This window comes from Bradyrhizobium sp. STM 3809 (genome assembly GCF_000239795.1).
GTDB lineage: Bacteria > Pseudomonadota > Alphaproteobacteria > Rhizobiales > Xanthobacteraceae > Bradyrhizobium.
On the sequence record NZ_CAFJ01000305.1, the window covers coordinates 1 to 9,983 of the forward strand.

Here is a 9,983-nt window from a genome sequence, read left to right on the forward strand (position 1 = left end):
TTGCAAACCCGACATCGGAATGCCTCGCAAGATTTGACGGTGCGGTGCGCTGTCCGAAATGACACAACAAACGCAGGCTTCCGGCGGCGAAATGCCCCGGAACGAGTTTTGCTAGATGCTCCTCCGCAGCCTTGCGGCCAGGGATCTTGCGAAGATTTTGAGGAGGATGCGATGCAGATCGGAGTTGAAACGGCGAAAGCGGTGGACCAGCGGCGCGTGTTCGTGATCGATGATGACGAGATCACCCGCGCGGCCCTGCAGTTCATGCTGCACGATGAGATCGAGACTCATGAGCTGGCGACGCCCGAAGAAGCTTATGAGAAGGGCGTCGACTGGCTGGCGCCGAACGTGGTGTTGCTGGGCGTCTCCTTCCTGAAGCAGCGTGGGCCCGAGCTGGTCCGCGAGATCGCCGCCAAATTCAAGGGCGTTCGGATCCTGATCGTGACCGCGAAGGCCGACGAGGCGATCGCCATCGAGGGCCTCAAGGCCGGCGCGCATGGCGCGGTGGTCAAGCCGCTCACCATCGAGTCGGTGCGCAAGAAGGTCGACACCATTCTCGGCCGCGCCGGCGGCGCGCAGCTGGTGCAGCTCGGCGGGTTCTGACGTGACAACCGTCGTGTTCTACGAGAAGCCGGGCTGCGGCACCAACGCCCGGCAGAAGCTGATGCTGACGCGCGCCGGCCATGAGGTCGAGGCCAGGAATCTCCTGACCGAACCGTGGACCGGCGAGCGGCTGCGCGCCTACTTCGCGGGAACGCCGGTGTGGTCCTGGTTCAACCCGGCCTCGCCGCGCGTCAAGTCGGGCGAGATCGAGCCGGAGGCGATCGAGGCCGTCGCCGCGATCGACCTGATGCTGGAAGATCCGCTGCTGATCCGCCGTCCGCTGATCGAGGCTGGCGGCCAGCGCTGCGCCGGCTTCGATCGCGAGCCGGTGCTGTCGCTGCTGCAGCGGGAGGACGACCTCGACGACGTCCAGGGCTGCACGCGCCCCGAAGCATCGCCCTGCCCGGAGCCGCGCTGAGCGGCTCCGGCTGTCACTTCAGCGCTTCAGCACCATCACCAGGCGATCGACGCGCTTCCCCTGCTTGAAGTGGGATTCGACGATCTCGTCGATATCCTCGGGCTTGGTCGGGTGGTACCAGATGCCGTCGGGATAGACCACCATCATCGGTCCGGCGCTGCAGAAGCCGAAACAGCCGGCCGCGGTCACACCGACATCCGTCAGCCTTTGCGCCTCGATGGTCTTGGTCAGCCGGTCCCACAATGGCTGCACCCCGAGCGCGCCGCAGCTGCCGCGCGGGTGGCCCGGCGGGCGCTGCGTCAGGCAGACGAAGGCGTGATATTTGTAGAGCTGCGGAATCTCGAAATCGTCATCCGCCTCCGCGACACTGCCGTCGCTCATGACGCGGCCGCCTTGATGCCCTTGTCGGCCAGCAACGTCGCGAGCTCGCCGGCCTGGAACATCTCACGCACGATGTCGCAGCCGCCGACGAACTCACCCTTCACATAGAGCTGCGGAATCGTCGGCCAGTTGGAGAACTCCTTGATGCCCTCGCGGATGAAGGGATCGGCCAGCACGTTGACGCTCTCATACGGCACGTCGAGCTTGGCAAGGATCTGCGCCACGGCGGCGGAGAAGCCGCATTGCGGCGCCGCCGGCACGCCCTTCATGAAGAGAACGATGTCATTGCTGTCGATCAGCTTCTGAATGCGTTCGGATGTCGACATTTATATTGTCCTTTCGTCCCTGGAGGTGTCGCGGCAGCGATCATTTCGGCAACGACGTCTCGAGCGCCAGCGCATGCAGCACGCCGCCCATCTGGCCCTTGAGCGCCGAATAGACCATCTGATGCTGCTGCACCCGGCTCTTCCCCGCGAAAGCCTGCGAGGTGACGCGTGCCGAATAATGGTCGCCGTCACCGGCCAGATCCTCGATCACGACGACGGCATCCGGGAACGCCTCCTTGATCAGACGCTCGATATCCGTTGCCGCCATCGCCATCGCTGTGTCTCCCGCTGGGTTGATGATGGCGTCATGCAAGCTCCGAACCAGTCATTTGCGGCTGTCCGATTGACGAGGGGGACAGCATTTGAGCTGACAACGAACAGCCCGGCGTCGGCTTTGCGACACGGACGACGACGTCACGCGCGTCCGGCGTACAAAATCCAACATCGCCTCGCGTTTTCGCCGGCTTTGCCGCGATGCTGGCCTCCGCTGCACCACCGCAAAAGCGGTCCGCGTCTTGCAATGATTTGATCGAGGTCAATGCAGATGCTCGAACTCGTCAGCGAACCCGACACGATCAACTTCGGCGATCTGCCCGAGGAGATCGACGCGCTGCTGCGGCAGGGCGTGGCGGCCTATCGCCGCGACCACGCCCGCGCCGACCGGCTGTTCCGCCAGGCGCTGGCAGCTGCCCCGCAGGAGCTGCCGACCTATTTCTGCCTCTACAAGATTCACACCTATCAAGGCCATCTCGACGAGGCCAAGGCGGTGGCCGAGCTCGGCCTTGCCGAAGCCGCGCGCCAAGCCGGCTGGTCGTCGGATTGGCGGCAATGGGTGCCGCATGATCCGCTGCCCGACGGCGCCGGCCGCTTCGCGCTGTACACGCTGAAGGCACTGGCCTTCATCCATCTGCGCAAGAACGATCCCGACAGCGCGGCCGAGATGCTGGCCGCGCTGCGCCGGCTCGATCCCTCCGGCGCGGTCGGATGGCCGGTCGTCGCCGCGCTCGCCGACGGGCTGGGCGCGGAGTGAGGCCCAGCCATGCAGCATCCCCAGCGCAAATTCGACATCACCCCGAACGACCATCCCCCGGTGCGAACCAGGACCATGAGAGGAACCCACGCATGATGAGCATGCACGCCGCTCCCCCTCCTTCCCCGTCGCAGAGCCCGCTGGCGACCGGCTCCCAGGATGCCGCCGAGAGCGTGATCGCCGCGCTGCGGACAGTGTACGATCCGGAGATTCCGGTGAACGTCTACGACCTCGGCCTGGTCTATCGCATCGCGCATGAAGGCGGCGGCGCGGTCGAGATCGACATGACGCTCACGGCGCCCGGCTGCCCGGTCGCGAGCGAGATCGTCCGCATGGTCGAGGACGCGGTGCAGGCCGTCGACGGCGTCGTCTCCGTCAAGGTCACGCTGGTGTTCGAGCCGCCTTGGGACAAGTCACGCATGTCGGAAGAGACCGCCCTGGAGCTGGGCTTGTTGTAACGCGCGCCGACAAAGCAGGAGCATCACATGGCTACCGAGAGCACCATCAAGCTCACCGCCAACGATGGACATACGTTCCAGGCGTTTCGTGCCGATCCGGCCGACACGCCCAAGGGCGCCATCGTCGTGCTGCCGGACGGCAATGGCAGCAGCAAGGTCCGCAAGGTCGCGGATGCGTTCGCCGCGAGCGGCTATGTCGTGATCGCGCCGGAGCTGTCACCGCCGGCGGCCGTCGAGGCTCCGGCAGACGGCGAGGCGCCGGCCGCCGCACCGGACCCGGTGGCCCCTCTGCTCGCCGAGATCCAGTCGACCGTCGACAGCGTCAAGGATTGCGGCAAGGTGGCCGTGGTCGGCTACGGCGCCGGCGGCGGCCTCGCCTACAGCGCAGCAAACCGCGTGTCGGGGCTTGCCTGCGCCGTCAGCTACTACGCGACCGGCGTGGTCGACGCCGCCGGCGCCAAGCGCAAGGTGCCGACCCTGCTGCACTTCGGCGAAGCCGATCCGGTCGTGCCGTTCCCGGCCGTGAGCATGTTCCGCGCCCATCATCCCGAGGTCAGCGCCTTCTCCTATCCCAATGCCGCCCACGACTTCGACGCCGAGGGCGATACTTACGATGAGACGGCGACCGCGCTCGCGCAGGAGCGAACGCTCGCCTGGATCTCGCAATATGTCGTCGGCCAGCCGCCGATCACGCTGAAGAATGCCGGCGCCTACGCGCTCGCCAAGGTCGACAAGAAAAAGAAGAAAAAGGCCGACGACGACATGGGCCCGCCGGCCGATTGACACCCGATGGAGCAAGCGTCGCGATGCAGCCGACCACCATCCTGATCGACGAACGGCCGCGCTGCGTGGTGCGGCCCAACGACACCAAGGACCTCAACCGCTTCATCCGCAACGGCAAGCCCTATCTGCTCGCCGAAGCACCCGATGGCAAGATCACCCACCGCAACGCCAGCGACGCCGAGCTGACGCAATGGCAGAACGCACTGGCCCTGCACCGCGCCTGGGGCGGCGACGACGAGAACTTTTTCGGCGTGCCGTTGTATTAGTTGAGGTCCCGTAGGGTGGGCAAAGGCGCCACCGACGGTGATGATTAACACCGCTCGATATGCGCCGTGCCCACCATTCCAACGGCGGTATCTGCGAATCTAGCGGCCGGTGGGCACGCTTCGCTTCGCTTTGCCCACCCTACGCCTCGCATCTCCGTCATTGCGAGCGAAGCGAAGCAATCCAGGGGCTAAACTGCACATCGTCTGTGTTGCCCCTGGATCGCTTCGCTGACGCTCGCGATGACGACTACGATTCACGCTCCGCTTCATGCTCGCGCAGGCGGGCATCCAGTACGCCGCGGCCTCTCGGTGGACTCACGGACGCCGCGGCGTACTGGATCGCCCGGTCAAGCCGGGCGCTGACGCCGTGGCGCGGCGACACTTTCCACCATCGTCATTGTAAGCGGCCGCGTAGCCAAGCAATCCAGAGTCCCGCGACGACTCTGGATTGCTTCGTCGCCTTCGGCTCCTCGCAATGACGCCTGAGACGATGACCGAATTCACGGGCGCGCGGCGCGCGCGTCATGCGGATTGCCGGCCTGGTTGCGCATCCAGTCGGCGAGCTTGGTCATCGCGGCATCGACGTCCTGGCGGGCCGCCACATCCGCCACGGTCTCCTCCAGCGCGCCGCGCATGCACAGCAGCCAGGCGTCGCGCTCGGCGTTGCCGATCGGAAAACCCATGTGGCGCTGGCGCAGGCGCGGGTGGCCCTTCTCGGGGGAGTACAGTTTCGGGCCGCCGAGCCATTCCGAAAGATAGCGCTTCAGGATGACCTTGATCGGCCCGAGGTTCGTGCCGTGCATGTCGCGGATCGTCTTGGCCTCGGGCAGCGTATCCATGCGGTGGTAGAACGACTCGACCAGGCGGTCGACCACGACGGCGCCGCCAATCCGCTCATAGGGCGTGATCACCGGCCCTGCCGCCGACGTCTCAGTCTGTGTCGTGCCTGCGTCCGCCATCGATCCGTTCCGTCTCTATTCGTCCAAGCTCGGCTGCAGGATCACCTCGGCCGGCGCGCCGGGTCCCTGCTCGGCCACGAGCTCCAACGCGTCGACCCGCGACAATCCGGCGCCCGAGTCCATCAGCACGATAGCGTCCTTGGGCATGCTGGCAAGAGCCTCGATCAGCTTGGCGACGGTCACGGGGACTCCCTCATGCGGCATCCTGGCCGGCGACAGCAGCGCCGGTTTCGTCGAAATGTAGCGTCACCGGGTCCTCGTCGAGCATGACGATCTCGGCGCTGCGCAAGGCCCCATTGGCATGATAGTTGTAGCGGTGCGTCAACTCGATCTCGCCATAGACCACCTTCTCGAATCCGGTCAGCGCTCCCGCGGCATTGAAATAGCCGCGGATGAACGTGTTACGATTCGAGAGCTGCTCCGGCGCGATCGGCGTCACCAGCCGCAGCGGCAGCTTGACGCCCGTATACGAGACAAAGAACTGGCAGTCCTGTCCTGTACCCGTCATCGCGCTGCCGCTTCGCTCATGGTCGAAGACGCAGCCGTCAGGCTGCGGTCTTCAAGGCCTCGATCTGGTCGCGCGTCGTCTTGAACACGCCGCGGCCGCCGGCGAAGGTCTGATAGGCCTTCAGGCCGATCGCCTCGCTGAGCTTGTTGAACCATTGCTGCGGCGTCAAGGACGCCGGCCGCTCGCTGATCTCGGCGACGGTGCCATCCGGGGCGAAGCGAACGTGAAGCGTGATGTTGTCCATGTGATCCTCCTGTTACAGACCTGACGAGAAGCCGAGCAGCTCGATCTTGACGTTCTCGGTGCCGAGGATCGTCGCCTGGCACGCGAGGCGGGACTTGGAGCCGACACCGACGATCGTGTCCAGCTTCTCGTTCTCGAGCTTGCTGACCTTCGAAACGCCCTTGCGTCCCTCCTGCAGGAAGATGTGGCACGAGCCGCACTTGGCCTGTCCCTCACACTTGTGCGGGATCTCGACCTCGGCCACGAGCAGCGCCGCGAGAATGGTGGTGCCCTCGCCCACCTCGATCGTCTTTCCAGAGGGCATGACCGTCAGAGTTGCCATTGGATGTCTCCTTTGCTGGTTGGCTCATTTACGTTCAGTAGATCGCCGCGCCCGCTCCGACATTGACCGACGCGTCCTTCATTGTCGCGACGATGAAGGCGATCTGGTCGGTGGTCAGATGGACGTGGAACGGTAGCGCCACGACGCGATCGGCAACCTTCTCGGTCACCAGACAGTCGCCGCGGCGGTAGCCCAGGTCGAAATAGTGCCGCTGCAAATGCAGCGGATTGGAATAGGCCACGGCCTCGACCTGCTCGACGCGGAGGTCTTCCACGATCGAGTCGCGGCTGGACTTCGAGAACCGCGTCCCCAGATGCACCTGGTACAAAAACCAGTTCACCTCGGTGACGTCAGGCCCGACATAGGGATCCTTGATGCCCTCGAACGACTGCACCTGGCTGTAATAGATCTGCTCGATCAACCGGCGGCGCTCAAGGATCTCGTCGATCCGCTTGAGCTGCGCGAGCCCCAGTGCTGCTGTGACGTCGCTCATGACCGCCTGGTGCGACGGCGTGCCGCTGACCACGACCGAGCTCCGCTCGTCGAGCCGGTGCGAGCGGTGGCGCCGCACGGCGACCGCGATATCGACGTCATCCGTGACGACCATGCCGCCCTCGCCGCAGGTCAGCGCAAACGGCTGCGAGAAGTCGAACACCGAGGCCGCGCCGAACGTGCCGACCAGCGCGCCCTTGTATTTCGAGCCGATCGCCTCGGTCGAATCCTCGAGCAGCGTCAGACCGTGCGTCTTGGCGATGGCCTGCAGCTCCGACCATTTGGCCGGATGGCCATTGGTGTTGCCGGCCAGGATCGCCTTGGTCTTGCCCGTGATCCGCGCCTCGACCTTGCCCGGCGCCAGCGTGCCCGAGTAATAGTCGATGTCGGCAAAGACAGGCTTGGCGCCGACGATGCTGATCGCATGCGCGACCTCGCGAAACGAATAGGACGACGCGATCACCTCGTCACCGGGACCGATCCCCAAGCCCTTCAGGACGAGGACGAGGCCAAGTGTTCCGCTCGGGACGGCAACGGCGTATTTGCGCCCGAGATAGGCGGCGAACGCCGCCTCGAACTCCTCGACCAGCGGCCCGTGAGACAGTCGCGGTGAACGCAACGCCGCGTCTACGGCCGCGATCTCCGCCGTCGTGATGTCCGGATCGGACAGCGGGATAAAGCTGGCTTCGACCGGCGTCAGCTCGGCCTCGTCCTGCTCCTGCCGGTCGGCGTCATGCACCAGATAGGGCTTGGTCATGATCAGCTCCGCTTGGCCAGGATCAGGCCGGTGGCTTTGGCCGGATCATCGGTCACACCAGCGCAATGCTCGCTGGCATCGAGCAGATGCAGGTCGAATGCCGCATAGCTGCGGAACGGCGCCTCCGTCACATCCGAGGCGTCGCAGCGGGTCAGAACCAGCTTGGGAAAGCGCCGGCGCAATTCACCAAACGCGGTGCTCCCGGCGTCAGGTTGCTCGAGGACCTGTGCGATCTCATTCAGTTCCTGCTCGGCCAATGCCATCTCACCCGTCCTCCTCGTTACTGCCAGAAGATCCGCTCGGGATCGGCGTTCAGCTCGTCGACCGCCGCGGTCAACCGCTGGTGCACGCTGTGCAGCTCCCAGATCCCTTTCGCGTGATCTCTCCAGAACAGCTTCCACATCGTCTTCGCGGGATCATGACGCAGCAGCGCCACGTCGATCACTCCTCCGTCCTTGTCGATGTTGCGCGAGCAGCACGGACTGCGGACCTGATAACCATCATCGACCGGCGACACCGTCGGCTCGACGTAGCGGTAGCGCCTGCGCGACTTCAGCGCGCGCTCGATCCGCTTGCGATCCAACTCGTTGGGATGCGCGGGCAGAATAAAGCTGGGCTTGAGCGCGGCTGCCACCATGATCGATCATCGCCCTCAGACCGGGACGATCTCCTCTTCAAGACAGCCAACCACGAGCTGCTCGCCAAACTCGACGAGGTAGATCGGCATGTTCGCCTCGGTATGGGTGCCGACCTGCACGATCTCACCCAGGTCACCGACGCCGACCAGCTTGGCCTCGGCGGGCGCGTTCGGGAATGAGCCGTCATTGACGAGGTCGATCAGCGCCTTGACGCGCTGGCCCCATTGGTATTTCGGCATCCGCGGTTCGATCATGATCTGTACGCTCCCGGCAGCGGCAGCTCGTCCTCGGCATCCCCGCGCGGGACAGTCGATTCGAGCTCCTTGCGTTTCATGCCGACGCGGTTTCCGCTCTCCAGAAACTCGACGCCGTAGATGTAGAACTGCTGCAGGAAGGTGCCGATCGAGACGACGTAGCCGATCTCGCCCTTCTTCGCGAGAATCTCGCCGATCTCCTTGCCCGCATAGGTGCCGTCGTTGCGGATGGTACGCTTCGCCTTCACCTTCTCGCCGAACGTGAAGTAGGGCGGCGCCGACAGCTCGACGACCTCGCTGTCACGAACGATGTTGCTCATGCCGGTTTCTCCATCGCAGCTCCCGAACGGTTCTCCAGCCGTCCGCGCGCCATCTCCTGCACCAGCGGATCCTCGTCGCGCGCCAGCTCGGCGAGTTCGCCGAGCGGGATCCGGCTGGCGACTTCGTGGCGCACGCGCCAGTCGGCATCCCGACGCATGGCGGTGAGGAGGTCCGGCGCCAGGCGCTCGGCGATCTCCAGCCGCACCCGCGCATCGGGATCGCTGATCATGCCGAGCAGCCAGTCGCTCGGAATGCGCCGCGCGACGACACGGCGGACCTCGGCCTCGGGATCGCCCATCATGCGGCCGAGCACGGAGGGCACGATCCGGCGCGCGACGACCAGCCGAACATAGTAGTCGTCGTCCATCATCATCGGCATCAGGTCTTCCGGATCGAGCACGGTGGCGATGCGAATCCGCACCTCGCGATGCGGGTCGTGGCGCAGCCGCAGCACCAGCCGCTTCGGCAGCCGCCGCGCCGCGTTCCAGCGCACGGTCTCCTCGGGATCATCGAGTAGCGGCGGCAGGTAGAACGGGCTTGCATGTTTGGCCGCAATCGCGCGCACCTCGAAATGCGGGTGCCTGACGTAGTCGTTGGCGAGCGCCGGATTCCAGTTGAAGAACCGGTCGATGCGCCGTGCATAGCGGTCTTGCACGCAGGCGTGGCGGAGCTTGCAGCCGCCGGCCGCGCTCAGCTGCTCGTGGGCACAGCCGCTACAGCTGATCTCGTGGCCCTGCCAGTCGATGGCTTCGTCGATGTCGTCACTCATCGTCGAGCTCCACCCGGTCGACGACCTCGAGCAGGACACGCGCGCCGATCTTGTCGCTGGGATCGAGGTCGAGCAGCTTCTGCACCGCGAGCCGCCCCTCGACGAGATTGCCGAGCCGCATCTGCAAGTAAGCGTAGCCCTTCAAGGTGAACATGAAGAAGCGCGGCAGCATGTGGTCGAAGCTGCCGAATTCGGCATGCTCCGGACGGACGTCGCGCCAATGCGGCGGCAGATGGTTTTCGGTCGCGGCCTTGGCGAGACAGCGCTTTGCGATCCGCACCGCGTCGTTGAGCCGTCCCTTGTAGAAATAGAACCGGTAAAAGCCGATCAGGACCGCGGCATGATCCGGCGCCAGCGCCTCGGCCTGCTTCAGATGGGCCTCAGCGACATCATCGAGGTGATAGCTCTGGCTGGCCAGCCACAGCTGATGCTCGGCCTCTTCCGGCAGACCACCG

Annotated in this window: 21 protein-coding genes; 6 read left to right on the forward strand and 15 right to left on the reverse strand. The window is 65.2% G+C overall.

Features of this window, described 5'->3' with window-relative positions; genetic code table 11:
- Window positions 1–171 precede the first annotated feature (171 nt).
- Complete coding sequence (locus BRAS3809_RS16990; protein ID WP_006609698.1) at window positions 172–603, forward strand: response regulator transcription factor; 432 nt, start codon at window positions 172–174, stop codon at window positions 601–603.
- Complete coding sequence (locus BRAS3809_RS16995) at window positions 497–1,021, forward strand: ArsC/Spx/MgsR family protein (RefSeq protein WP_349509832.1); 525 nt, start codon at window positions 497–499, stop codon at window positions 1,019–1,021. Before BRAS3809_RS16990 ends, BRAS3809_RS16995 begins: the two co-directional genes overlap by 107 nt.
- Before the next feature lie 18 nt (window positions 1,022–1,039).
- Here BRAS3809_RS16995 and BRAS3809_RS17000 read toward each other — a convergent pair whose 3' ends face one another.
- Genes BRAS3809_RS17000 through BRAS3809_RS17010 form a run of 3 tightly spaced genes read right to left on the reverse strand, consistent with a single transcriptional unit; the run spans window position 1,040 to window position 2,002 of the window.
- On the reverse strand, window positions 1,040–1,402 hold the full coding sequence (locus BRAS3809_RS17000) for a (2Fe-2S) ferredoxin domain-containing protein (RefSeq protein WP_008963339.1): 363 nt from the start codon (window positions 1,400–1,402) through the stop codon (window positions 1,040–1,042).
- The gene (gene grxD / locus BRAS3809_RS17005; RefSeq protein WP_008963340.1) at window positions 1,399–1,728 is read right to left on the reverse strand and encodes a Grx4 family monothiol glutaredoxin; all 330 of its coding nucleotides are present in this window, start codon (window positions 1,726–1,728) and stop codon (window positions 1,399–1,401) included. The genes BRAS3809_RS17000 and grxD overlap by 4 nt, the downstream gene beginning before the upstream one ends.
- A 40-nt stretch (window positions 1,729–1,768) precedes the next feature.
- Complete coding sequence (locus tag BRAS3809_RS17010; RefSeq protein WP_006609694.1) at window positions 1,769–2,002, reverse strand: BolA/IbaG family iron-sulfur metabolism protein; 234 nt, start codon at window positions 2,000–2,002, stop codon at window positions 1,769–1,771.
- A 264-nt stretch (window positions 2,003–2,266) separates the two neighbouring features.
- Here BRAS3809_RS17010 and BRAS3809_RS17015 point away from each other — a divergent pair, with 264 nt between their 5' ends.
- From BRAS3809_RS17015 to BRAS3809_RS17030, 4 genes are all read left to right on the forward strand, one after another.
- Window positions 2,267–2,758: a tetratricopeptide repeat protein gene (locus BRAS3809_RS17015; protein ID WP_008963341.1), complete on the forward strand. Its 492-nt coding sequence runs from the start codon at window positions 2,267–2,269 to the stop codon at window positions 2,756–2,758.
- Window positions 2,759–2,853: 95 nt separating this feature from the next.
- Window positions 2,854–3,216 (forward strand): iron-sulfur cluster assembly protein, encoded by a 363-nt coding sequence (locus BRAS3809_RS17020; RefSeq protein ID WP_008963342.1) that lies wholly within the window; start codon window positions 2,854–2,856, stop codon window positions 3,214–3,216.
- 27 nt (window positions 3,217–3,243) lie between these two features.
- Window positions 3,244–3,999 (forward strand): dienelactone hydrolase family protein, encoded by a 756-nt coding sequence (locus tag BRAS3809_RS17025; RefSeq protein WP_008963343.1) that lies wholly within the window; start codon window positions 3,244–3,246, stop codon window positions 3,997–3,999.
- A gap of 23 nt (window positions 4,000–4,022) precedes the next feature.
- Window positions 4,023–4,265, forward strand: coding sequence for a hypothetical protein (locus BRAS3809_RS17030; protein ID WP_008963344.1), 243 nt, complete (start codon window positions 4,023–4,025; stop codon window positions 4,263–4,265).
- A gap of 500 nt (window positions 4,266–4,765) precedes the next feature.
- Here BRAS3809_RS17030 and BRAS3809_RS17035 read toward each other — a convergent pair whose 3' ends face one another.
- From BRAS3809_RS17035 to BRAS3809_RS17090, 12 genes are all read right to left on the reverse strand, one after another.
- Entirely contained in the window at window positions 4,766–5,224 is a 459-nt protein-coding gene (locus tag BRAS3809_RS17035) for a group II truncated hemoglobin (RefSeq protein WP_008963345.1), read from the reverse strand.
- A 15-nt stretch (window positions 5,225–5,239) separates the two neighbouring features.
- A complete protein-coding gene (locus tag BRAS3809_RS36655) occupies window positions 5,240–5,407 on the reverse strand; it encodes a hypothetical protein (RefSeq protein ID WP_006609688.1) in 168 nt (55 codons plus the stop codon).
- Window positions 5,408–5,417: 10 nt separating this feature from the next.
- On the reverse strand, window positions 5,418–5,732 hold the full coding sequence (locus BRAS3809_RS17045) for a DUF6156 family protein (protein ID WP_008963346.1): 315 nt from the start codon (window positions 5,730–5,732) through the stop codon (window positions 5,418–5,420).
- A gap of 37 nt (window positions 5,733–5,769) precedes the next feature.
- On the reverse strand, window positions 5,770–5,976 hold the full coding sequence (locus BRAS3809_RS17050) for a hypothetical protein (RefSeq protein ID WP_008963347.1): 207 nt from the start codon (window positions 5,974–5,976) through the stop codon (window positions 5,770–5,772).
- A gap of 12 nt (window positions 5,977–5,988) precedes the next feature.
- Window positions 5,989–6,297 carry a 2Fe-2S iron-sulfur cluster-binding protein gene (locus tag BRAS3809_RS17055; protein ID WP_008963348.1) on the reverse strand — a complete coding sequence of 103 codons (309 nt, stop codon included), beginning with the start codon at window positions 6,295–6,297 and terminating at the stop codon, window positions 5,989–5,991.
- Between the two features lie 34 nt (window positions 6,298–6,331).
- On the reverse strand, window positions 6,332–7,546 hold the full coding sequence (locus BRAS3809_RS17060) for a DegT/DnrJ/EryC1/StrS family aminotransferase (RefSeq protein WP_008963349.1): 1,215 nt from the start codon (window positions 7,544–7,546) through the stop codon (window positions 6,332–6,334).
- 2 nt (window positions 7,547–7,548) lie between these two features.
- Window positions 7,549–7,809, reverse strand: a complete 261-nt coding sequence (locus BRAS3809_RS17065) for a DUF6129 family protein (RefSeq protein WP_008963350.1) — start codon at window positions 7,807–7,809, stop codon at window positions 7,549–7,551.
- A 17-nt stretch (window positions 7,810–7,826) separates the two neighbouring features.
- Window positions 7,827–8,183: a DUF3024 domain-containing protein gene (locus BRAS3809_RS17070; protein ID WP_008963351.1), complete on the reverse strand. Its 357-nt coding sequence runs from the start codon at window positions 8,181–8,183 to the stop codon at window positions 7,827–7,829.
- Window positions 8,184–8,198: 15 nt separating this feature from the next.
- Window positions 8,199–8,438, reverse strand: a complete 240-nt coding sequence (locus tag BRAS3809_RS17075) for a nitrogen fixation protein NifZ (protein ID WP_008963352.1) — start codon at window positions 8,436–8,438, stop codon at window positions 8,199–8,201.
- On the reverse strand, window positions 8,435–8,758 hold the full coding sequence (locus BRAS3809_RS17080; protein WP_006609680.1) for a nitrogen fixation protein NifZ: 324 nt from the start codon (window positions 8,756–8,758) through the stop codon (window positions 8,435–8,437). Before BRAS3809_RS17080 ends, BRAS3809_RS17075 begins: the two co-directional genes overlap by 4 nt.
- On the reverse strand, window positions 8,755–9,528 hold the full coding sequence (locus tag BRAS3809_RS17085; protein WP_008963353.1) for a 4Fe4S-binding leucine-rich repeat protein: 774 nt from the start codon (window positions 9,526–9,528) through the stop codon (window positions 8,755–8,757). The genes BRAS3809_RS17080 and BRAS3809_RS17085 overlap by 4 nt, the downstream gene beginning before the upstream one ends.
- The coding region (locus tag BRAS3809_RS17090) for a hypothetical protein (RefSeq protein WP_035656534.1) at window positions 9,521–9,983 on the reverse strand (463 nt) is incomplete at its 5' end. The genes BRAS3809_RS17090 and BRAS3809_RS17085, both read right to left, overlap by 8 nt.

Bases quoted from the DNA above. Each gene is read 5' to 3' on its own strand.
- BRAS3809_RS16990 (WP_006609698.1), top strand. From the start codon at position 172: ATGCAGATCGGAGTTGAAACGGCGAAAGCGGTGGACCAGCGGCGCGTG.
- BRAS3809_RS16995 (WP_349509832.1), top strand. From the start codon at position 497: ATGGCGCGGTGGTCAAGCCGCTCACCATCGAGTCGGTGCGCAAGAAGG.
- BRAS3809_RS17000 (WP_008963339.1), bottom strand. From the start codon at position 1,402: ATGAGCGACGGCAGTGTCGCGGAGGCGGATGACGATTTCGAGATTCCG.
- grxD (WP_008963340.1), bottom strand. From the start codon at position 1,728: ATGTCGACATCCGAACGCATTCAGAAGCTGATCGACAGCAATGACATC.
- BRAS3809_RS17010 (WP_006609694.1), bottom strand. From the start codon at position 2,002: ATGGCGATGGCGGCAACGGATATCGAGCGTCTGATCAAGGAGGCGTTC.
- BRAS3809_RS17015 (WP_008963341.1), top strand. From the start codon at position 2,267: ATGCAGATGCTCGAACTCGTCAGCGAACCCGACACGATCAACTTCGGC.
- BRAS3809_RS17020 (WP_008963342.1), top strand. From the start codon at position 2,854: ATGAGCATGCACGCCGCTCCCCCTCCTTCCCCGTCGCAGAGCCCGCTG.
- BRAS3809_RS17025 (WP_008963343.1), top strand. From the start codon at position 3,244: ATGGCTACCGAGAGCACCATCAAGCTCACCGCCAACGATGGACATACG.
- BRAS3809_RS17030 (WP_008963344.1), top strand. From the start codon at position 4,023: ATGCAGCCGACCACCATCCTGATCGACGAACGGCCGCGCTGCGTGGTG.
- BRAS3809_RS17035 (WP_008963345.1), bottom strand. From the start codon at position 5,224: ATGGCGGACGCAGGCACGACACAGACTGAGACGTCGGCGGCAGGGCCG.
- BRAS3809_RS17045 (WP_008963346.1), bottom strand. From the start codon at position 5,732: ATGACGGGTACAGGACAGGACTGCCAGTTCTTTGTCTCGTATACGGGC.
- BRAS3809_RS17050 (WP_008963347.1), bottom strand. From the start codon at position 5,976: ATGGACAACATCACGCTTCACGTTCGCTTCGCCCCGGATGGCACCGTC.
- BRAS3809_RS17055 (WP_008963348.1), bottom strand. From the start codon at position 6,297: ATGGCAACTCTGACGGTCATGCCCTCTGGAAAGACGATCGAGGTGGGC.
- BRAS3809_RS17060 (WP_008963349.1), bottom strand. From the start codon at position 7,546: ATGACCAAGCCCTATCTGGTGCATGACGCCGACCGGCAGGAGCAGGAC.
- BRAS3809_RS17065 (WP_008963350.1), bottom strand. From the start codon at position 7,809: ATGGCATTGGCCGAGCAGGAACTGAATGAGATCGCACAGGTCCTCGAG.
- BRAS3809_RS17070 (WP_008963351.1), bottom strand. From the start codon at position 8,183: ATGGTGGCAGCCGCGCTCAAGCCCAGCTTTATTCTGCCCGCGCATCCC.
- BRAS3809_RS17075 (WP_008963352.1), bottom strand. From the start codon at position 8,438: ATGATCGAACCGCGGATGCCGAAATACCAATGGGGCCAGCGCGTCAAG.
- BRAS3809_RS17080 (WP_006609680.1), bottom strand. From the start codon at position 8,758: ATGAGCAACATCGTTCGTGACAGCGAGGTCGTCGAGCTGTCGGCGCCG.
- BRAS3809_RS17085 (WP_008963353.1), bottom strand. From the start codon at position 9,528: ATGAGTGACGACATCGACGAAGCCATCGACTGGCAGGGCCACGAGATC.